This window comes from Streptomyces sp. NPDC002793 (assembly GCF_040295485.1).
Taxonomy (GTDB): Bacteria; Actinomycetota; Actinomycetes; order Streptomycetales; family Streptomycetaceae; genus Streptomyces.
Genome location: NZ_JBEOVL010000001.1, coordinates 1 through 20440 on the forward strand (window position 1 = coordinate 1; position 20440 = coordinate 20440).

Annotated in this window: 16 protein-coding genes; 3 read left to right on the plus strand and 13 right to left on the minus strand. The window is 71.6% G+C overall.

Features of this window, described 5'->3' with window-relative positions; genetic code table 11:
- Positions 1-486: 486 nt before the first annotated feature.
- Positions 487-1494 carry a stage II sporulation protein M gene (locus ABT001_RS00005; protein ID WP_351269920.1) on the minus strand — a complete coding sequence of 336 codons (1008 nt, stop codon included), beginning with the start codon at positions 1492-1494 and terminating at the stop codon, positions 487-489.
- 119 nt (positions 1495-1613) lie between these two features.
- On the opposite strand from ABT001_RS00005, the gene ABT001_RS00010 reads away from it, so the two are divergent.
- A complete protein-coding gene (locus tag ABT001_RS00010; protein WP_351269921.1) occupies positions 1614-2537 on the plus strand; it encodes an RDD family protein in 924 nt (307 codons plus the stop codon).
- A gap of 26 nt (positions 2538-2563) precedes the next feature.
- Here ABT001_RS00010 and ABT001_RS00015 read toward each other — a convergent pair whose 3' ends face one another.
- From ABT001_RS00015 to ABT001_RS00055, 9 genes are all read right to left on the minus strand, one after another.
- Positions 2564-3196, minus strand: coding sequence for a hypothetical protein (locus ABT001_RS00015; protein WP_351269923.1), 633 nt, complete (start codon positions 3194-3196; stop codon positions 2564-2566).
- A gap of 124 nt (positions 3197-3320) precedes the next feature.
- A complete protein-coding gene (gene ahcY, locus ABT001_RS00020) occupies positions 3321-4778 on the minus strand; it encodes an adenosylhomocysteinase (RefSeq protein ID WP_351269925.1) in 1458 nt (485 codons plus the stop codon).
- Positions 4779-5040: 262 nt separating this feature from the next.
- The gene (locus ABT001_RS00025; protein ID WP_351269927.1) at positions 5041-6036 is read right to left on the minus strand and encodes a cation diffusion facilitator family transporter; all 996 of its coding nucleotides are present in this window, start codon (positions 6034-6036) and stop codon (positions 5041-5043) included.
- A gap of 87 nt (positions 6037-6123) precedes the next feature.
- A complete protein-coding gene (gene manA, locus ABT001_RS00030; RefSeq protein ID WP_351269929.1) occupies positions 6124-7368 on the minus strand; it encodes a mannose-6-phosphate isomerase, class I in 1245 nt (414 codons plus the stop codon).
- 59 nt (positions 7369-7427) lie between these two features.
- On the minus strand, positions 7428-8564 hold the full coding sequence (locus ABT001_RS00035) for an SIS domain-containing protein (protein WP_351269931.1): 1137 nt from the start codon (positions 8562-8564) through the stop codon (positions 7428-7430).
- Positions 8565-8604: 40 nt separating this feature from the next.
- Positions 8605-8787, minus strand: a complete 183-nt coding sequence (locus ABT001_RS00040; RefSeq protein WP_073752985.1) for a Trm112 family protein — start codon at positions 8785-8787, stop codon at positions 8605-8607.
- A gap of 263 nt (positions 8788-9050) precedes the next feature.
- Positions 9051-10418, minus strand: a complete 1368-nt coding sequence (locus ABT001_RS00045; RefSeq protein WP_351269933.1) for a phosphomannomutase/phosphoglucomutase — start codon at positions 10416-10418, stop codon at positions 9051-9053.
- 61 nt (positions 10419-10479) lie between these two features.
- Positions 10480-12096 carry an L-lactate permease gene (locus ABT001_RS00050; RefSeq protein ID WP_351269935.1) on the minus strand — a complete coding sequence of 539 codons (1617 nt, stop codon included), beginning with the start codon at positions 12094-12096 and terminating at the stop codon, positions 10480-10482.
- Between the two features lie 164 nt (positions 12097-12260).
- Complete coding sequence (locus tag ABT001_RS00055; protein WP_351269936.1) at positions 12261-12635, minus strand: DUF3499 domain-containing protein; 375 nt, start codon at positions 12633-12635, stop codon at positions 12261-12263.
- Positions 12636-12959: 324 nt separating this feature from the next.
- On the opposite strand from ABT001_RS00055, the gene ABT001_RS00060 reads away from it, so the two are divergent.
- Positions 12960-13388, plus strand: a complete 429-nt coding sequence (locus tag ABT001_RS00060) for a metallopeptidase family protein (RefSeq protein ID WP_351270691.1) — start codon at positions 12960-12962, stop codon at positions 13386-13388.
- 21 nt (positions 13389-13409) lie between these two features.
- Here ABT001_RS00060 and ABT001_RS00065 read toward each other — a convergent pair whose 3' ends face one another.
- The 3 genes from ABT001_RS00065 to ABT001_RS00075 form a co-directional block, all read right to left on the minus strand.
- Positions 13410-14939, minus strand: coding sequence for a DUF5719 family protein (locus tag ABT001_RS00065; RefSeq protein WP_351269939.1), 1530 nt, complete (start codon positions 14937-14939; stop codon positions 13410-13412).
- Complete coding sequence (locus ABT001_RS00070) at positions 14936-18715, minus strand: glycosyltransferase family 2 protein (protein ID WP_351269940.1); 3780 nt, start codon at positions 18713-18715, stop codon at positions 14936-14938. Before ABT001_RS00070 ends, ABT001_RS00065 begins: the two co-directional genes overlap by 4 nt.
- Positions 18716-18994: 279 nt before the next feature.
- Entirely contained in the window at positions 18995-19258 is a 264-nt protein-coding gene (locus ABT001_RS00075) for a WhiB family transcriptional regulator (RefSeq protein ID WP_018846780.1), read from the minus strand.
- Between the two features lie 652 nt (positions 19259-19910).
- On the opposite strand from ABT001_RS00075, the gene ABT001_RS00080 reads away from it, so the two are divergent.
- Entirely contained in the window at positions 19911-20411 is a 501-nt protein-coding gene (locus ABT001_RS00080; RefSeq protein WP_351269944.1) for a cysteine dioxygenase, read from the plus strand.
- Positions 20412-20440: the final 29 nt, after the last annotated feature.

Here is a 20440-nt window from a genome sequence, read left to right on the forward strand (position 1 = left end):
GCTTCCTTCGGTCCCGTTTCACCGGGGCCCTCCGGGCGCTTCCCTTCGTTCTTGCGTTTCCGACTCTATCAGACTCTTTCGTGTCCGATTCCCGGTCGAAGCGGGTTCTTGCTGTTTCGCTTTCCAGTTCTTCGCTTTCGCGTTTCCCTTTCCGGCGGTTCCAACTTTACCAGACTCTTTTTCGTTCCGTTTCCGGTCCGAATTTGATTCCGGCGACCCATGGAGTGGTCTTTACCTTTCGGCTGATCCGACTTTATCAGAAGCAATTCAGCCGAAGCGAATCCGGCGTCTGCTTGAAAGAGAAGAATCGATCGGCTCCGCGAGGACCATGTCCTCCGCACGAGCGAGATGAACTTTAGACGTTCTCGAGCAGGCTGTCCAGCTCGCTCGAACCGTTAAAATCTACCTCTCCACACCAACCGTGTCAACAGTTTTTGTGGGCGACCAGAAGACTAGCAGCTCAGCGCTTCCCCACGCACATCGGCCTCAGGCGGCGGTCGGGAGCTCCGCGCTTCGCTCCCCGGCTTCGAGGTCTCCGGTGTCGCCGGCACGGGCGGCCCTGCCTCCGAGGACATGGACATAAGCGAGAAAGGCCAGCTCAGCCACGACGCCGATGGTGATGCGTGCCCAGGTGGGGAGGCCCGACGGGGTGACGAAGCCTTCGATGACGCCGGAGACGAACAGGACCAGCGCCAGACCGATCGCCATGCCGATCGCGGCGCGGCCCTGTTGGGCCAGTGCCTCGCGCCTGGTGCGTGGGCCCGGGTCGATGACCGTCCAGCCGAGGCGGAGTCCTGTGCCCGCTGCGACGAAGACGGCAGTGAGCTCGAGGAGGCCGTGGGGCAGGACCAGCCCGAGGAACGTGTCCAGACGGCCGGCCGAGGACATCAGGCCGATGCCGACGGCGAGGTTGAGCACGTTGACGAAGAGGATCCAGATCACGGGTATGCAGAGGAACGCCCCCAGCACCAGGCACATGGCTGCCGCCTGGGCGTTGTTCGTCCAGACCTGGGCGGCGAACGAAGCGGCCGGGTGGCTCGAGTAGTAGGTCTCGTACTCGCCGCCGGGCCGGGTCAGAGCGCGCAGGTCCTCCGGAGCCGCGATCGACGCCTGGACCTCCGGGTGCGTGCCGATCCACCAGCCGATCACTGCCGCCAGCAGCGCGGAGAGCACCGCCGTGGGAATCCACCAGTGCCGTGAGCGATAGACAGCCGCGGGGAAGCCGGCGGTCAGGAAACGTGCGGCGTCACGCCACGAAGCGCGTCGGGTCCCCGTCACGGTGGAACGGGCGCGCGCCACGAGCTGGGTGAGGCGGGCGGTCAGCAGGGGATCCGGGGCGCTGGACTGGATCAAGGAGAGATGGGTCGCTGTGCGCTGGTACAGGGCGACGAGTTCGTCCGCCTCCTCACCTGTCAGGCTGCGCCCTCGGTGCAGAAGATGGTCCAGGCGGTCCCACTCGATGCGGTGGGTGGTCACGAAGACGTCGAGATCCATGGTCGGCTGCTGCTCCAGGCATGGGGGCGTACGGGTCCGTACTACGGCGGCGCGCTGCGGGTCAGCTTGGCAGACTGTGGTCCCTAGGGGCAGGTAAGGGCGGCGAGGGGTGGGTGGCGATGAATGAGCTCGTGACCGGGGACGCGGTCGTACTGGGGGTGCGGCCGGCGAGGCTGCCCAGCCGGGCGTTGGCGATCGCGATTGATCTTGCGGTACTTCTGACCGTTTTCGTGCTGCTGTCCCTCGTGCTGGCCGTGGCGACCGCGACGCTCGACGACGCCGCAACCGCCGCGACAGGCGTCGCCTCGTTTCTTCTCGTCCTGGTGGGTGGGCCGGTCGCGGTCGAGACGCTCACCCACGGTCGCTCGCTCGGGAAGCTTGCCTGCGGACTTCGCGTGGTGCGGGACGACGGTGGGCCGATCCGGTTCCGCCACGCCCTCGTGCGGGGGGCGATGGGAGTCGTCGAGATCCTGGGAACGTTCGGAGTCGTGGGCTGTATCGCCTCCCTGGTGTCCGCCCGTGGCCGCCGGCTCGGCGATGTCTTCGCGGGAACACTCGTCGTACGTGAGCGGGTGCCGGCGGGGCGGGCTCTCGCCGTGCCGCCGCCTCCTCCCTGGCTCGTGGGGCGTTTCACGCAGCTGGACCTCTCGGGCGTGCCGGACGGTCTGTGGCTGGCGATCCGGCAGTACCTGACGCGGATGAACCAGCTCGACGGGGCGGTACGCGAGTCCCTGGCCCAGCGGCTGTCCACGGATCTCGCCGTGTGCACGGGCGCTCCGGTACCGCAGGGCGTACCGGCCGCTGCTTACCTCACGGCCGTGGTGAACGAGCGGCAGACGAGGGACGCCCGGCGGGTGACCGGGGCGGTCCGTCGTCGTAGCCCGGCCCCGGGGGCACCTGTGCCGGAGCCCCTGCCCATGTACCGGGAGGACACCCGGGGCCGACCGGAGGTCGCGGGCACCTCCTCGGCACCTCACGTGGACGGCGAGGACACGAACGGGCCCGTCCCGCCGCCCACGACCGGGTTCGCGCCGCCCGCCTGAAGGCGGGCCCGAGCCCGCTCACGTCCTCAAGCCCCGCCCTCCGGGCCGGGCTTCGCCGAGGGCGGGGATTCGAGGTGCTCCAGCTCGATGCCCGGCGCCGCCAGCACCACGTCACCCGCGATGTGCACGGCGTGCTGATCACCGGTGTCCAGTGCGTTGACCTGGTACTCGTCCACGATCAGGGGACCGTTGTCAGTGGCGTGCGCTTCACTGTTCAGCAGAGACCAGGACTGGTCGACGGTACGGGGGGCGAGAACCGGGTCCGTGAAGGTGACCAGACGGACGCGGGTCGTGGGGGAATCGGGGGTGAGGCGCAGAAGCCGAGCGGTGGCGACGAGGAAAGCGGGGGATGTGCCGGAAAAAGTGTGGGCCCGGACGTTGCCTTCGGTGGCATGGGCGCCGGTGGGATCGTTCCGTACCCAGGTGACCCCGTCGAGGGCGGCGCCCCGGATCTGCCAGCTCGCGGCATGCAGTTCGAGGCGGATGGGGCGGCCGAGCTCGTCCAGGGCCAGATCGACGGAACCCAGGTGGGCGCCCGAGGGGGCCGTGGTCTGGGAGACGTAGCGCCAGCCGGAAGGGCCGGGCGCGCAGTGGAAGTGTTCTTCGCCGAGGGGGGTGTGGTCGTGGACATCGTGGAGCGAATAACGGCCGCGGGGCATGGGGTCCTTCGGGTTCCTCGGGCTGTGCGGGTGCGGTACGGGGCAGGCCCCCGACACGGGGGTGCGGGGGCCTGCGCTCGGACCTGCTGCTGAGAGCTGTGCCGGCCGTCGGCCGACGGCCGGCTCAGTAGCGGTAGAGGTCGGACTTGTACGGTCCTTCGACCGGGACACCGATGTAGTCGGCCTGCTCCTGGCGCAGGGTCGTGAGCCTCACGCCCAGCGCGTCGAGGTGGAGCCTGGCGACCTTCTCGTCCAGGTGCTTCGGCAGCACGTAGACATCGGTCGGGTACGCCTCGGGCTTCGTGAACAGCTCGATCTGGGCCAGGGTCTGGTCCGCGAACGAGTTGGACATGACGAACGAGGGGTGACCGGTGGCGTTGCCGAGGTTCAGCAGGCGGCCCTCGGACAGCACGATCAGGACCTTGCCGTCGGGGAACTTCCAGGTGTGGACCTGCGGCTTGACCTCGTCCTTGACGATGCCGTCGATCTTCGCCAGGCCGGCCATGTCGATCTCGTTGTCGAAGTGGCCGATGTTGCCGACGATGGCCTGGTGCTTCATCCGGGCCATGTCCGAGGCCATGATGATGTCCTTGTTGCCCGTCGTCGTGACGAAGATGTCCGCGGTCTCCACCACGTCGTCCAGCGTCGTGACCTGGTAACCGTCCATCGCCGCCTGCAGCGCGCAGATCGGGTCGATCTCCGTGATGATCACCCGGGCACCCTGGCCACGGAGGGACTCCGCGCAGCCCTTGCCCACGTCGCCGTAACCGCAGACGACGGCGGTCTTGCCACCGATCAGAACGTCGGTGGCACGGTTGATGCCGTCGATCAGCGAGTGACGGCAACCGTACTTGTTGTCGAACTTCGACTTGGTGACCGCGTCGTTGACGTTGATCGCCGGGAAAAGGAGGGTGCCGTCTCGGTGCATCTCGTACAGCCGGTGCACACCCGTCGTGGTCTCCTCGGTCACGCCGCGGATCTCGGACGCCAGCTGGGTCCACTTCTGCGGCGCCTCGCCGAGGGTGCGGTTCAGCAGGGTGAGGATGTAGGCGTACTCCTCGCTGTCCGCCGTCGACGGGTCCGGGGCCTCGCCGGCCTTCTCGAACTCGACGCCCTTGTGGACGAGGAGGGTGGCGTCACCACCGTCGTCGAGGATCATGTTCGGGCCGCCGGTGGGGGTGTTCGGCCAGGTCAGCGCCTGTTCCGTGCACCACCAGTACTCCTCCAGGGTCTCGCCCTTCCAGGCGAAGACCGGGACGCCCGCGGGGGCGTCCGGGGTGCCGTTCGGACCGACCGCGATCGCCGCGGCGGCGTGGTCCTGGGTCGAGTAGATGTTGCAGGAGGCCCAGCGGACCTCGGCGCCCAGGGCGACCAGGGTCTCGATGAGCACCGCGGTCTGCACGGTCATGTGCAGGGAGCCGGTGATCCGGGCACCGGCCAACGGCTGGGCGGCGGTGTACTCCTTGCGGATCGACATCAGGCCGGGCATCTCGTGCTCGGCGAGGGTGATCTCCTTGCGCCCGAAGGCGGCGAGGGAGAGGTCTGCGACCTTGAAGTCCTGGCGATTGGCGGCCGTCGTCATAACGGGCTGCTCCTCGTAGTGGGTCGAGGGTGGACTGGCTGGCTCTGCGGCGGCCACGGGCACACGAATGCCCGGGCGATCCGCAGTGCAGTCCGTCGGAGGCCCTCTCTCCCTCGGCCGGCCCGCTCGCGCGGACCGATCGACCGCCATCAGCAGCGACGTCTGGTACTTCCCCGAATCTACACCGAACGGCCCAGCGAGCCCCAGCCCGCCTGGGTGGCGGGAAGGGTCACAGGGCCGTTCGGGGCTGATCCGCGGCAGGTCAGTGTCCGGATCCAGCCGGTGCGTCCCCCGGCGACGCGGGGTCCACCGGGGTCTTGCCCGGGTTGGTGCCGGACGCGGCGGCCGCCTCGTCGTAGATGTCCGGCTCGAGGTAGATGACCCGCGCGATCGGGACGGCCGCACGGATCCGGTTCTCGGCGGCGTTGATCGCTTCGGCGACCTCGGCGGCGGACTCCTCGGCCCGCACCGCGATCTTGGCCGCCACGAGGAGCTCCTCCGGACCGAGGTGGAGCGTGCGCATGTGGATGACCCGGGTGACGGTGTCGCCGTCGACCACGGAGGCCTGGATCTTCTCCACGTCCTCCGTGCCGGCCGCCTCACCGAGCAGCAGCGACTTCGTCTCCGCGGCGAGGACGACGGCGATGACGATCAGCAGGATGCCGATGCACAGGGTGCCGATGCCGTCCCACACGCCGTTGCCGGTGCCCAGTGCCAGGCCGACGCCGGCGAGGGCCAGGATCAGGCCGACGAGGGCGCCGAGGTCCTCGAGGAGGACGACGGGGAGCTCGGGCGCCTTGGCGCGGCGGACGAACTGGGTCCAGGTCAGCTTGCCGCGGGTCTGGTTGGACTCCTGGATGGCCGTACGGAAGGAGAAGCTCTCGGCGATGATCGCGAAGACCAGCACGCCGACCGGCCAGTACCAGGCCTCGATCTCGTGCGGGTGCTTGATCTTCTCGTAGCCCTCGTAGATCGCGAACATTCCACCGACCGAGAACAGCACGATGGACACGAGGAAGGCGTAGATGTAGCGCTCCCGGCCGTAGCCGAAGGGGTGCTGGGGAGTCGCCTCCCGTTGGGCCTTCTTCCCTCCGAGCAACAGGAGTCCCTGGTTGCCCGAGTCCGCCAGTGAGTGGACGCTCTCCGCCAGCATCGATGACGAGCCACTGAAGAGGAACGCCACGAATTTGGCGACTGCGATCGCGAGGTTGGCGGCAAGTGCCGCCACGATCGCCTTGGTTCCGCCTGACGCGCTCATGGGTGCCTGGTGTCCCTTCCTCGGTGCTGCGGCACGGGCGCCGCGTTACGGCCGGACATTGTTGCAGCCGTTGGTGCGGACGGTACGTCAGACCACCACGGTCGCGCGGAAGAGCGTGCCCGTACCGGACACTTCGACCGTTTCGCCCGCCGGGACGAAGACGGACTCGCCGGGTGCGAGGCCGATCCCTTCGCCGGCCCCCGCGCCGGTCCCCCCGGCTCGCGGGGCGCCCGCCGTGCAGAGCAGGATCTGCGGGGTGGCCGCCGTGAGGTCGACGGGGGCGCCGCCGCCGGGCAGGACGTAACGCGACAGCCTGAATTCGTCCACCGGCGTCTCGTAGAGCTCCTCGCCGGTGGACGATGCCTCGGGACGCAGGATGCCGGGCTCGGTGGCTTCGAAGCGGACGATGCGCAGCAGCTCGGGGACATCGATGTGCTTCGGGGTGAGGCCGCAGCGCAGCACGTTGTCCGAGTTGGCCATGATCTCGACGCCGAGGCCGCCGAGGTAGGCGTGCGGTACTCCCGCTCCGAGGAACATGGCCTCGCCGGGCTGGAGTTGTACGTAGTTCAGCAGCATGGCCGCGATGACGCCCGGGTCGCCGGGGTAGTGGTGGGCGATCTGGGCGTACGGCGCATGGGCTCCGCCGAGTCGTTCCGCCGCCTCGGCCGCGTCGGCGACGGTGTGTGCCATCGCGACGGGGTCCGCGGTGAGGATCGCCGTGAGGACCTCGCGCAGGGCCTCCTCCTCGGGCTGGGCGCGGAGCAGGTCAACATAGGGCTTGAGCGGGTCGACTTCGAGGGCGGCTATCAGATCGGCGGCCTCGGCGGGCCTGCGGAAGCCGCACAGGCCGTCGAAGGGGGTGAGTGCGCAGATCAGCTCGGGCTTGTGGTTGGCGTCCTTGTAGGTGCGGTGGGGAGCGTTCACCGGGACGCCCCGGCGCTCCTCGTCCGCGTGGCCCTGCTGTGCCTGCGCGAGGTCGGGGTGGACCTGGAGGGACAGCGGCGCTCCGGCCGCGAGCAGCTTGAGCAGGAAGGGGAGGCGGGGGCCGAAGGCGCGGACGGCCGCGGGACCGAGTTCGCGTTCGGGGTCGGCCGCGATGACGTCCGTGAGGGACACCTCGTCCGAGACCGAGACCGGGTCCGGGTCCGGGTCCGAGACCGGCCCCGAGACGGCGGAAGCGGAAGGGCGTCGGAGCCGGGAGGGGGCGCCCGGGTGGGCCCCCATCCACATCTCGGCCTGGGGCTCGCCGGTAGGGACCGTGCCGAGCAGTTCGGGAATGGCGGTGGTGGACCCCCAGGCGTAGGGGCGCACGGTGTTGGAGAGCCGGTCCATGGAGAGGTGTCCTCGTGGGATGCGCGGGGGCTTGGGTGCCCGGGGCGGAGAGGTGGCGGTCAGGCCTGGCCGTGGGAGGCCAGGGAGGCGTAGACGGCGGCGAAGTCGGTGACCGCGAGGAGCTCGGCGAGGGCTTCGAGCTCGCTGCCCTCCTCCGGTTCGAGTTCGCTGATGGCCGTGTCGTGGCTCAGGGCGAGCTCACGGGCGGCCGGGCTCGCGGTCAGACCGCCGGTGGGACGGTCGCGGAGCAGGACGACTCGGGCGCGCATCGCTTCGGGTTCGTCCACCCGGTCCCGGAAGAAGTCGTCGGGGTCTCCCCCGGCGGCGAAGGCTCCGGCGAGCAGGCCCCCGTGGGAGGGCAGCGCCTGCGGCAGTTCGGCGACGAGCGCGGGGCGGCCGGCGAGCTCGGCCAGGACGGCGGCGAACCGCCGCCCGACAGGTCCGGCGGCCTCGCCCTCCGTCCAAATGAGGGGCAGGCTGTCGGCGAGTTCCGCGGCGAGGGTCTTGGCCGGGTTGCTGTACGTGGCGATGGCAGGACCGCAGCGCTCGGCGGTGCGGTCGAGGCGGTCGGCGACCTTCTGCAGCGTCTCCGGGGACGCGTCGATCAGGCCCACCCGGTCCAGCAGCGCGAGCAGCGGGGTGAGCAGGGCCCAGAGCGTGCCGGGGCCCGCCGCCGAGGTCTCCGCGTCGTACTCGCCGTACGGGGCGGTCGCCATGGGTACGACGAGCCCGTGGGCCCCGTCGACGGCCTCGCGCAGCGGGGACCGGACGGGGGCGACGGCGACGACGGTGCAGCCGCGGCGGTACGCCTGCTCGGCCAGCAGGGCCAGGCCGGGTTCCGAGCCGTCGGCCGTGGCGATGAGCAGCAGGTCCACGGATCCGGCCCAGCCGGGCAGGGTCCAGCGCAGTGCTCCGGCGGCTGCCGCGACCCCGGTGGGACGGATCGCGGTGACGGGCGCCGAGGCGCCCGCGAGGGCTCCGATCAGGTCGGCGACGCCGGAAGCGGCGGTGCCGGGGCCCGCGACGAGAACGGCTCGGGGCCGCCCCTCGGGGGCCAGGGCGCCGATTCCCGCGTCGGCGGCGTGCCGGGTGGCGGTGCGGACGCGGGCTCCGGCCTCGGCGGCACCGCGCAGCAGGCCTCGCCTGTCGGCTCGGGCCAGGGCTTCCGGTGCGTCGAGCAGCGACTCGTCGAGCATGGTGGTGGGCCTCCGATCACCGTGCTGATCAGGGTGCGGGTTACGCGGGGCGGCGGGCCTCGTCGACGAGGAGCACCGGGATGCCGTCCCGGACGGGGTAGGCGAGGCCGCAGTCCGCGCCGGTGCAGACCAGCTCGGGGCTTTCGGCCGCGGACCTGTCGTCGAGCCCGGCGTGGCAGGCCGGGCAGGCGAGGATCTCCAGGAGGCCGGCTTCGAGCGGCATGGGGTGGGTCCCTTCGGGCGTGCGGTGCGGATCCGGTCCGGACCCGGTTCGGGTCGGCGGAGCTTGGGGCGTGGTCAGCCTACCGCCGGGCCGGGAGGGTCGCGGCCCGGCGGGCCCCGCCCGACGGGGCATGCGTCGGGCGGCCCGTACACGCCGCGCCACATGCCCCCGCGGCACACCGTGTCACGCACCCGCGGGCACGCACCGCACACCCGCTCCCACGCTCCACATCACCCACGCACCGGCCGCGCGGCGCGCACCGGTCACGCACGGACGAGGGCGAGGACCTCGTCCCGTACCGCCGTCATCGTCCTCCCGTCCCGCGCCTCGACGTTCAGGCGCAGCAGCGGCTCGGTGTTGGACGCGCGGAGGTTGAACCACCAGTCGTCGCCGGTCACCGTGAGTCCGTCGAGCTCGTCGAACCGCACGTCGTCGCGGCCGTCGTACGCCGCCCTGATCGCGGCCAGGCTGCCTGCCTGGTCGGCCACGGTGGAGTTGATCTCGCCGGAGCCCGTGTAGCGGTCGTACCGGTCGAGGAGTCCGGAGAGTGGGCCCTCCTGGCCGCCGAGCGCGGCCAGGACGTGGAGGGCGGCGAGCATGCCCGTGTCAGCGTTCCAGAAGTCGCGGAAGTAGTAGTGCGCGGAGTGCTCGCCGCCGAAGATCGCGCCGTGTTCGGCCATCTCGGCCTTGATGAAGGAGTGGCCGACGCGGGTACGGACGGGGGTGCCGCCGTTCTCGCGCACGACTTCGGGGACCGACCAGGAGGTGATCAGGTTGTGGATGACGGTGCCCTTGCCGCCGTTGCGGGCCAGCTCGCGGGCGGCGACCAGGGCGGTGATCGCGGACGGGGACACGCCTTCGCCCCGTTCGTCGACGACGAAGCAGCGGTCGGCGTCGCCGTCGAAGGCGAGGCCGAGGTCGGCTCCTTCGGCCAGGACGCGGGCCTGGAGGTCGACGATGTTCTTCGGGTCGAGGGGGTTGGCCTCGTGGTTCGGGAAGGTTCCGTCGAGCTCGAAGTACATGGGTACGAGGTCGAGGGGCAGGCCCGCGAAGACGGTGGGGACGGTGTGGCCGCCCATGCCGTTGCCCGCGTCCACGACGACCTTGAGCGGCCGGATCCCGGAGAGCCCGACGAGGCCCAGCAGGTGCGCGGCGTAGTCGGTGAGGGTGTCGCGCTCGGTGACCGTGCCCGGGGCGGTGACGGCCGTGGCGGGGAGGCCGTGCTCCGACCACTGCTCGACGAGCGTGCGGATCTCGGTCAGCCCGGTGTCCTGACCCACGGGCGCGGCGCCGGCGCGGCACAGCTTGATGCCGTTGTACCGCGCCGGGTTGTGCGAGGCGGTGAACATCGCTCCGGGCAGGTCCAGCGCCCCGGAGGCGTAGTACAGCTGGTCCGTCGAGCAGAGCCCGATGAGGGTCACGTCGACGCCGCGGGCCGTGGCACCGCGGGCGAAGGCCGCGGCCAGGCCGGGTGAGGACGGCCGCATGTCGTGGCCGATCACGATCGCGTCCGCTTCGGTGACGTGGACGAAGGCGGCGCCGAACAGTTCGGCGAGCGGCTCGTCCCACTGGTCGGGCACGACTCCGCGCACGTCGTACGCCTTCACGAGCTGCGACAGGTCAGCAACCACGGCCGGTCCTCCTGGGGGTATTGCGGAGCGCCCAAACTACCCGGCGCGGACGAAGTCCAGGTCAGGGGAGCATCCAGCCCAGTACCGCCGTGCTCTGCGCCATGACGACCAGGCACATCACGAGGAGCAGACCCAGGCTCCACGGCAGGACCCTGCGCAGCAGATCGCCCTCGCGCCCGGCGAGGCCGACGGCCGCGCAGGCGATCGTCAGGTTCTGCGGGGAGATCATCTTTCCCAGCACCCCGCCGGAGCTGTTGGCGGCGGCCAGGAGTTCCGGCGAGAGGCCGGACTCCCGTGCGGCGGACACCTGGAGGGCGCCGAAGAGCGCGTTGGCCGAGGTGTCCGAGCCGGAGACGGCGACGCCGAACCAGCCGAGCACCGGGGAGAGGAAGGCGAGTCCCGCGCCCGCCGCCGCGACGGACTGTCCGATGGTGGCGGCCTGACCCGACAGGTTCATGACGTAGGCGAGGGCGAGCACGGAGGTCACGGTGAGGATCGCGTAGCGCAGTTCGTGCACGGTGGCCGCCCACTCCCGCGCCGCGCTGCCGGCCCGTACGCCGAGGACGCCGGCGGTGATCAGTCCCGCGAGCAGGACGAGGGTGCCGCCGGTACCGAGGAGCGGGAGGGAGAACACGTTGGCGCCGACCGGCTCGCCGCCTGGCCCCGCCACATCGAGGAACGGCCAGTCGAAGACCTGTGTCGCCTCGGCGAGCAGGCGCTTGACGGGCGGGATCTGGGCGACGGAGAAGACCGCGACGATCAGTGCGTACGGGGCGTAGGCGCGCAGCACCTCGCGGCGTGGGTCCTCCTGGTCCAGGTCATCGCTGCGCGCGCCGGTCAGCACGGCCGCGCGTACGGGTTCGTCGGCGGGCCTGCGGGCGCCGGGGACCGCGATCAGCGCGCCCGCGCCCGCCAGCGCCGCCGCGATGTCGGCGAGTTGCGCGGAGACGTAGTTGGACGCGGCGAACTGCGCGACGGCGAAGGCCACTCCGCAGACGAGCGCGGGCATCCAGGTCTCCCGCAGTCCTCGCCTGCCGTCGACCAGGAAGACCAGGATCAGCGGGACGACGAGCGCGAGCAGCGGCGTCTGGCGGCCGACGACCGTGGCGACGTCGTCGAGCGGCAGTCCGGTGACCTGGGCGAGTGTCACCACGGGCGTGCCCATGGCGCCGAAGGCGACCGGCGCGGTGTTGGCGACCAGTGAGACGACGGCGGCCTTCACGGGGTCGAAGCCGAGGGCGACGAGCATGACCGAGCAGATCGCGACGGGGGCGCCGAAGCCGGCCAGTGCCTCCAGGAGCGCGCCGAAGCAGAAGGCGATGACCAGTGCCTGGATGCGGGGGTCGTCGGAGACCCGGCCGAAGGAGCGCCGCAGGATGTCGAAGTGCTGGGTGCGGACGGTCATCCGGTACACCCAGAGGGCGTTGACGACGATCCACATGATGGGGAACAGCCCGAAGAGGACGCCTTGCGCCCCTGCGGACAGCGTCTGTCCGACGGGCATGCCGAACGCCAGCCATCCGACGAGCACGGCGACGGCGAGTCCGATGAGTCCGGCGCGGTGGGCCTTCATGCGGACTGCGCCGAGCAGCACCAGGACGGTCACCAGTGGCAGGGAAGCGGCGAGAGCGGACAGGGCGAGCGAATCGGCTACGGGTTCGAGTTGCTGGACAAACACACAGACCTCCCCGGATTCCGTGATGCGGAAGCGATCTCTCACGGGTGGGGGAATGGTCGTGTCCGCGACAAGCCGCCGTCAATGCCCCGTCCGGGGAAAGTCCTGTCGGACCGGAGACCGGACGGAGAGATGACGGGCGGGGCGGGAGATGCGGGCGGGACGCGTCAGGAGTCCGGCGAGCGCAGCACCCGGAGATGTCCCCGGCGCGCGACCTCCACCGGGTCCGCGGCGCGCGGTCCCCTGCCGCCCTGTTGCTGCCGGTCCTGGGGCCTCGCCGCCTCGCGCACGGCGTTGGCGAGCGCTTCGAGATCGTCACCGCTCGGGCGGGCGGGGGCCGAGGGGTCGGAGAGCCGGACGACTTCCCAGCCGCGCGGCGCGGTCAGCCGCTCACCGTGCTCGGCGCAGAGGTCGTAGCAGTGGGGCTCGGCATAGGTGGCGAGCGGGCCGAGGACCGCGGTCGAGTCGGCATAGACGTACGTCAGTGTCGCGACGGCGGGACGGCCGCACGCGGTTCGCGAACAGCGACGTACAGGGCTCACGATGTTGGACGGTACCGCACTCTTGAGCGGGCTGCGACGACCGTCCCCCGGCTCACCCCCTCGTGTCGCCCCGGAAGCCGGGCCGCAGGCGGCTCCGGCACAACCCCTCCGACCTGCGCGGCAGCCGGTGCGCACGGGCGGAACCACGGTCGCCGGGGAGCGACGGAGCGGTCGTTCCCCGGAGGGTCCGCGATCGGAGCACGGCGCAAAACCGCACCCAATCCTGGCTGGAATATTCATCCGGGGGCATCCGCCGGGACATCCGGCGGACCCTTGGAGAAGCCGTGATCGCCCCGGCCCGAGGAGAGTTACGCTGCGTCGGTGATGGACAGCCCCGTACCGCCCCACCCGCCCGAGCCCCGGCCCCGCCGCCGCGACCGCCATGGCCGCGGCATGCGCGGACCGGTCGCCCCACCCCAGGTACCGCTGTCCGTCAGCAGGGGCGAGAGTTTCCGCGACCTCGTCCAGGATTCGGTGGAACGGCTGGAGCGGCGCTGGCCGCAGCTGACCGATGTCGACTTCCTGGTCCTCGATGTACCGGGGTCGATCGAGGAGACGGTGCCACTGGGGCGCGCGCTGCCCGCCGCGAAGGGGCAGCCCGCCCAGATCGTCGTCTACCGGCGCCCCGTCGAGATCCGTACCAAGAGCCGGGACGAGCGGGCCCTGCTGGTGCACGAAGTCGTCGTGGAGCAGGTCGCGGAGCTGCTCGGTCTCTCACCCGAGTCGGTCGACCCGCGCTACGGGCAGGACTGAGGAACCCGCAGCGCGCGCCCCTCAGTCGTCCAGGACCGACAGATCCTGCTCCACCGAGGGCACCTCGACGGTGCCCCCGTCGTCCGGCATCGCCTGCACGGTGAACATGTCGACGCCGCCTTCCGCGATCCTCAGTGTGCGGGCGGCGTACACCGGGCCCCCCGACTCCGTCTCCACCGTCAGGGCGTAGCCGCCCTTGAGGCCGGACGGCGTCTCGGGCGTGACCGCGAGCGTCGTCCCGCCCTTGACCGTGTACGTCTTGACGGTCGCCTCGCCGCTCTCGCTGCCGGCCGACGCCGTGACCTTGACCTCGGCCGTCTCACCCGGGGCGGTCAGGGAGAGCTCCGAGCCCTTCGCCCGGTTGTCGACGACGCTCGCCCGTTCACCCACGGGGGCGGTAGCGGGGATGAACGCGACCTCCTGCTTGGCTCCGGTACCGCGCACCACGCGCAGCGCGGCGACCACCGGAGTCCCGCTGCCGTCGACCGGAGTCAGCCGGAGCGAACCGGGCTCGCCCCGCGTGACGTCCTTGAGGTCGACGCTCGCGGTCATCCGCGACTTGATGTGCAGGGTGGCGTTGCCCGCCGGTGAGAACGTCGCGCTCTTGCCCACGAGCTGGACCTTCACATCGGCGTCGTCCTCCCCCGGTGCGAACGCCACCAGGCGTACGGAGGTGGCGTCGGCCGGGATGCCGGGCAGGACCTGGGTGCCGGCCGGATCGGCGGAGGCGGGCAGCCAGTCGCTGCCCACCCCGTCCTCGGCGGCGCTCACGACCGCGCCGACGCGTCCCGAGCGGGTGGTGACATGGACGGTGACGTTCTCGGCGGCCTCGCCGGTCAGGGTCGAGATCAGCATCGGGACGCTCGACCTCGCCGGGACCGTGATGCCCTCCCCCACACCGGAATCGAGGGGGCCCTCGGCGCCGTACAGCTCGATGTCGGCGACGGCGGCGGTGTCGTCGGGATTGGTCAGGTGGACGTAGTCCTGACGGTCCGCGCCCGTGCTCGCGCCCGGGAACCAGAAGTCCGTGTCGGGGGCGGTACAACTGACACCGAGCAGGCCACGGGCGCCACCGGCGGCGGCCGTGGTGGTCTGCTGGGCGGTCCAGCCAGGGGCGAACTTCCCGGTCGCGGTGCCGACGAGTGCGGGGGCGCCGGGCGCGGAGGTGTCGGCCGTGGCCGGCTTGCCGAGGTCCTTCAGGGAGGCGACGGGCTTGTCGTCCGCCGGCTTCTCCTCCTTCTCCTCTTCCTTCTCCTCGTCCTCGCCCGCCGGCGCCTCCTCGTCCGCCGGGAGGGGCTCGGCCGGTTTCAGCTCCGCGGCACCGGTCTCCCCACCGCTCTCCCCCGACGGGGTGAAGGACGTGTACGTCGTCTCCGCCACTTCGGACGTGCTCGGCGCCGGGCAGAGCAGGCTGGAGCGTTCGACGGGAAGCCGGGCCGCGGCCTTCGTCTCCGTCACGCCCTCGTCACCTGGGGCGGTGACCGCGGCGAAACCGGTGACGGCGGCGAGGGCGACTAGGCCCGCGATGAGGGACAGGGGGGTGGACTTCACTCGGACTCGCCTCGCGATGCGTTGCCGTGACCGTTGCCGTTGCCGTTCGGCCACGGGTCCTGGCCCGGGGCCGTGTTCTCGTCGTGCCCGTCCTGCCCGCCGTACGGGGCGGCTTCGCCCGTCCCCGTGGCGTAGGGCTGCTGCTGGGCGTAGCCGTACGGATCGTAGGCGCCCTGCTGCTGGTACGGGTCCTGCTGGTACGGGTCCTGCTGATAGGGGGCGGCCTGGTAGTACTGGCCGGTGTCCTGCCCGGCCTGGTACTGGCCGGGGTCGGCGCCCTGGTACTGCTGCGCCTCCCACTCGCCGTAGTTCTGCTGCGGGACCGCCGCGTACGTCCCCGTGGAGTCCTGGTCACCCGGGACCGCCGTGTACGCATCGGTGTCCTGCTGGGCGGGGACGTACTGCTCCGGCGCCTCGGGGGCCGCCTCGACGTATCCGGGCACGGTGCCCTCCTTCGCGTACGCCGCCGTCGGGGTGGCGTCGTCGTCCACGGGCGCCGCTTCCGTCCGGGCCGCCGCGCGCAGCCTGCGGGCGCGGCGCCCCTCTCCGGCGACCGGCTCGGCCGTGACCGCCTCGGTCTCCTCGGGCAGGTCGTCGTCGATCTCCCGGCGGCGGCCCGGCAGGGCCAGCACCACCAGGACGACGCCGAGCGCCACCTGCGCCCAGACCCAGACGGTGTGCGTGACGGGCGCGTCGTACGTCAGGTCCAGCGTGCCGCCCTCGGCGGGCAGCTCGAAGCCCTGCGCCCATCCGTCCAGGGTCTTCGGGGTCAGCGCCCGGCCGTTCAGCGTGGCCTGCCAGCCCGGGGCCGCCGCGTCGGCGACGCGCAGCACCCGGCCGGAGTCGCCCTCGGGGATCTCGGTGTGCGCCTCGACGGCCAGCGAACCGACCGGGACGTGCTCGCCCCCGTCGTCCCCGGCGGGGACGATCGCGAGCCGGGAGACCTGACGGTCGACCCGCCACAGGGAGCTGCCGTCCAGCTGGCTGAGCCGGCTCAGCCCCGGGGTCGAGTCCAGCACCCGGCTCATCTGCCGGGGCGCTCCGTCCCGTACGAGGACGTAACGGATCGCGAAACCGCCGAGCTGGCTGCCCTGGTCGGCGCCGGAGCCCGCGACCAGGTTGGCCACGACCTTGTCGAGGTGGGTGTTGCCGCCGCCCGCCTCGGTGAGCTCCGCGTCGCCCAGCCGGGCGCCCGAACCGCGGACCAGGCTGTAGGAGACGGCGGACGGTGACGTGCCGCCGAGCACCAGGGTGCGCGCCTGGTCGCGGGTACTGCTCTCCTCCGCGACGAAGGCGGGCACCTGCACGGGGTCGCGGCGCTCCACCGGACCGGCCGCGCCGCCGATCATCCAGCCGGCGGCGGCCAGGACCGGGGCGAGCCCGGCGGCCAGGGCGATCAGCGCGGCGACCGGCTGACGCCAGCCGAAGCTCAGTGCGGCGACCCGGATCCGGGCGCCGTCCGCGCCGAGCAGCGCGGCGGCGAGCAGCGCGATGCCGTAGACAAGGGTGGCGGGTCCCGCCCAGGTGGAGCCGTTGGAGATCCCCGCGAAGACCAGGGAGACGAGCACGACGACCCACGCGGAACGGATCGCGAACTGCCGTTCCCCACGCAGCAGGGCGGCCAGCGCCGCCAGCACGATACCGAGGAGCAGGACACCGCCGGCGGCCTTGGGGCCGCCGGGGCTGATGCCGAGCAGGTCGAGGGCGGAAGCCGTACCCGCACCGATGTCGAGCCCGGCCTCCTTCAGGAAGCCGGACGGGCTGGTCAGGAGGGACAGCGACCAGGGCGCGAGGATCAGCATCGGGGTGCCGACGGTCGCCAGGAAGCGCAGCCCGTACGCGGCGATGTCGCCCCGGCGCAGCACGAGCACGCCGATGCCGAGGACCACGGCGAGCGGCCAGACGATCGGGGTGAAGGCCGTCGCGACGGTGAGCAGCAGGGTGTACGCCCAGGTGGCGCGCCAGCTGCCGCGTGCGCCGGAGCCGTCGCCCCGCAGCCCGTGCGCGGCGACGGCCGCGCGGGCGATCAGCGGGAGCAGGACGGCCAGGACCGCTGTGCCGAGACGCCCGGTGGCCAGCGCTCCGGTGGCGGCGGGGAGGAAGGCGTAGGCGACGCTCGCCCAGGCCCGCAGGAGCCGGGACTCGAGCAGGGGCCTGGAGGCGAAGTACGCGGTGACTCCGGCGAGTGGGACGGAGCAGACGAGCAGGACGGTGAGCGCGAGGCCCGTGGAGCCGAGGAACAGCGCCGACAGGGCGGCGATCACGCCGAGGTAGGGCGGTGCCACCTGGGTTCCGCCGGTTCCGACCGGATGCCAGGCGTCCGCGTAGCGGCCCCAGAGGTCGGAGACGTCGGCGGGGGCGGGCAGCAGCGCGCCGCCCGCGAGGGCGCCGCCGCTGAGGAGGCCCCGGCAGGCCACCAGCGAGACGAGGAGGAGGAGCGCGAAGAGCACGGGGCCGGGCTTGCGGCCGAGCTTTTTGAGCCGCGCGAACTGTTCGATCTCCAGGAAGTCGGCGTCGTCACCGCCGGGCCCGGATTCGACCGCTCCGTGCCGTGAACCGCCTGAGTCGGAGTCGGTGCGGTCGCCGAAGTTGCCCGCGACCTGTTCGACGGTCGCGCGGACCGTGGCGCCGGCCGGCGGGAAGAGCGAGCGCAGCTCGGCCGGGTCGACCGTTCCCTTGCCGCGCGCACGGCGTGCGGCGATGATCCGCCCGGGGCGAAGCAGGGTGCCGAAGAGGCCTGCGACCTCGTCGAGTGCCTGTCCTGGCACCTTGCCGACGAGGTAGGCGAGGGTGCGGAGCAGGGTGCCGACGACGAGGCGGACCAGGGCCCACGGCAGCTGTTTGCCACGGGCGTTGACGAGCATCGTGTAGACGGCGCCCGCCTTGTCGACGCGGTGCGGGCTGGTGACGGAGCGTCCGGCGCAGTCGATGGGACGGCGTTCCCTGGCGGAGGCCTCGGCGTGCCGCAGGACGGCGTCGGGGGCGACGAGCACCCGGTGGCCGGCCATGTGGGCGCGCCAGCAGAGGTCGACGTCGTCGCGCATCAGCGGGAGCCTGCGGTCGAAGCCGCCGAGCTCCTCCCAGACGTCGCGGCGCACCAGCATGCCCGCGGAGGAGACGGAGAGCACCGTACGGACCTGGTCGTGCTGGCCCTGGTCCTGTTCGCGGCGGTCCAGTCCGGTCCAGCGGCGCCCGCTGTTGGCGATGGAGACGCCGACCTCGAGGAGCTGCTTGCGGTCGTACCAGCCGCGCAGCTTGGGGCCGACGATCGCGGCGTGCTTGTCGTCGTCGACGACGCGCAGCATCTCGGCGAGCGCGTCCGGTTCGGGGGCGCTGTCGTCGTGCAGCAGCCAGAGCCACTGGACGGGTTCGCCGTGCGGAAGCTCCGGCAGGTCGTACGCGTCGTCGCGCCAGCTCCGGGTGACCGGGTCCCAGCCGCTCGGCCGCTTCAGGTAGGGCAGCTCGTCGGGGGTGAGGACGCCCGCCGTGCGGATCGCCTCCTCGACGGCGGTGCCGAAGCTCGTACGCCGCGCCAGGTGGAGGACCCGGTCATCGCCGAGCGCCTCGGTGACCAGGCGGGCGGAGTCGTCGGCGCTGCCGGTGTCGGCGGCGACGACGTTCTGCACGGGGCGTTCCTGCCCGAGCAGTCCGCCGAGCACGCGGGGCAGCCAGCGTGCTCCGTCGTGCGAGACGAGCACGGCGGTGACGACGTGCCGGGGGAACTCTGGGGCGGCGGCGGCCTCGTTCGGCGCCGCCGTGTGGCTGTGCACGGACATCGGGGTACGGGCCCTCCGGCCGGGTCCGGAGGGGGTCCCCCCGGGGGCTGCATCGGTGTACACGCGCGCCGCGGCGGGGCGTTGGCGCGTCTCTCGGACGGGGCCCCACACTAACGGTACGGATGTCCGCCCCGCGCCGAGCGGTTGACCGGCGGGAACCGGGGGCGGCCGGAGATGGCCGGACATGGCCGGACATGCCGATGGCCCGGGCCCGCCCTGCGTACAGGGTGGGCCCGGGCCACCGTGGTCCCGGTGTCCGGGGCGTGCGGGTACGGCTCGTCAGACGGCCGCCTTCTTCAGGCGTCGCCGCTCACGCTCGGAGAGGCCGCCCCAGATCCCGAACCGTTCGTCGTTGTTGAGGGCGTACTCAAGGCATTCGGAACGGACTTCGCAGGCGAGACAGACCTTCTTGGCCTCGCGGGTGGAGCCGCCCTTCTCAGGGAAGAAGGACTCGGGGTCGGTCTGGGCGCACAACGCGCGCTCCTGCCAGCCGAGCTCTTCGTCCGCGTCCTCGACCAGCAGTTGCTGGAACAGCTCGGTCATGTGCGCCCCTCGTCTGTCTCTTGCGTCCCCGTGATGCGGCCGTTATCGATGCGGCCGAACGACACGAGTGAAATTACAAGTGTGTAGCTCTGGGCCAGTCAAGCGAAGATCTGCTATTGGCCTCGGTATTCACTCTGCGGAACCAAGCGTATGCAGAAAGTGTTCAAATCACCAAAAACCTGACATATGCCATGGGCGCGATCCGCCACCACTCACCCACCGGGTGGGACGAACGAAATCGCCCTGATGTTTCGATTTGATCACCGGAGCGACCAAGATCACAGTAAGGTCACGAAGCTTCGGGCGCGTTTACGGCCCCGACTGATGCGCCACCTTGCCTCTCCTGCGGCTGCCAAAACCTTTCTCCATCCTCGACAACCGGATGGAGTGAAACATTGCCGCCAAATCGGGCATCGGGTTGACAGAGGGCGGATCGAGCCGGTCTTCTTGACTTCATGCCAGCGACCGCAGCCACGTACACGACCCGCACCCGTGGGTTCCGTACGGCTGTCCAGGCCCGCTGTTGCTGTTCCAGCTGTCACAGCTGTTGAAGCCCTGACGCTCCAGCTCTGATCCAGCTCACTCCCACCGCATTCCGGTCTCCGCGACACCCCCTGCACGCGCACCCACATGCCGAGGAACCACCGCATCCATGAACAGCGACAGCGACCTCTCCATCGCCGGCGACATCCTCGAGGTCCAGCACCTCCTCCGTCCGGCCGCCCCCCATCCCTCCACCGTGGCCGGCTTCGTCGGACTGGCCCGCTCCGTCGCCGCCGACCGCGCCCGGTGGGCCCCGCTCGTCCGGTACGACACCACGACCCGCTGGTACCACCGGCTGGAAGCCGGGCCCGGCTACGAGGTGTGGCTGCTCAGCTGGGTCCCCGGCCAGGGCAGCGGCCGCCACGACCACGGCCTCTCCTCCGGCGTACTCACGGTCCTGAAGGGCGAGTTGACCGAGCACACGGCGCGCGGCGCGCACTCCCTGCACGGCGGTGCGCAGCGCGTCCTCGCCCCGGGATACGTCCACGAGGTCGTCAACGACTCCCTCGAACCCGCCGTCAGCCTGCACGTCTACTTCCCCGGCCTGACCGACATGCCGATGCACACGGCACGGTGCTCCCCGGCGGCCGAGGACGTCGTACGGGCCTGAGCCCGCGCCCTGGGGCCAGGCCCCGCCTG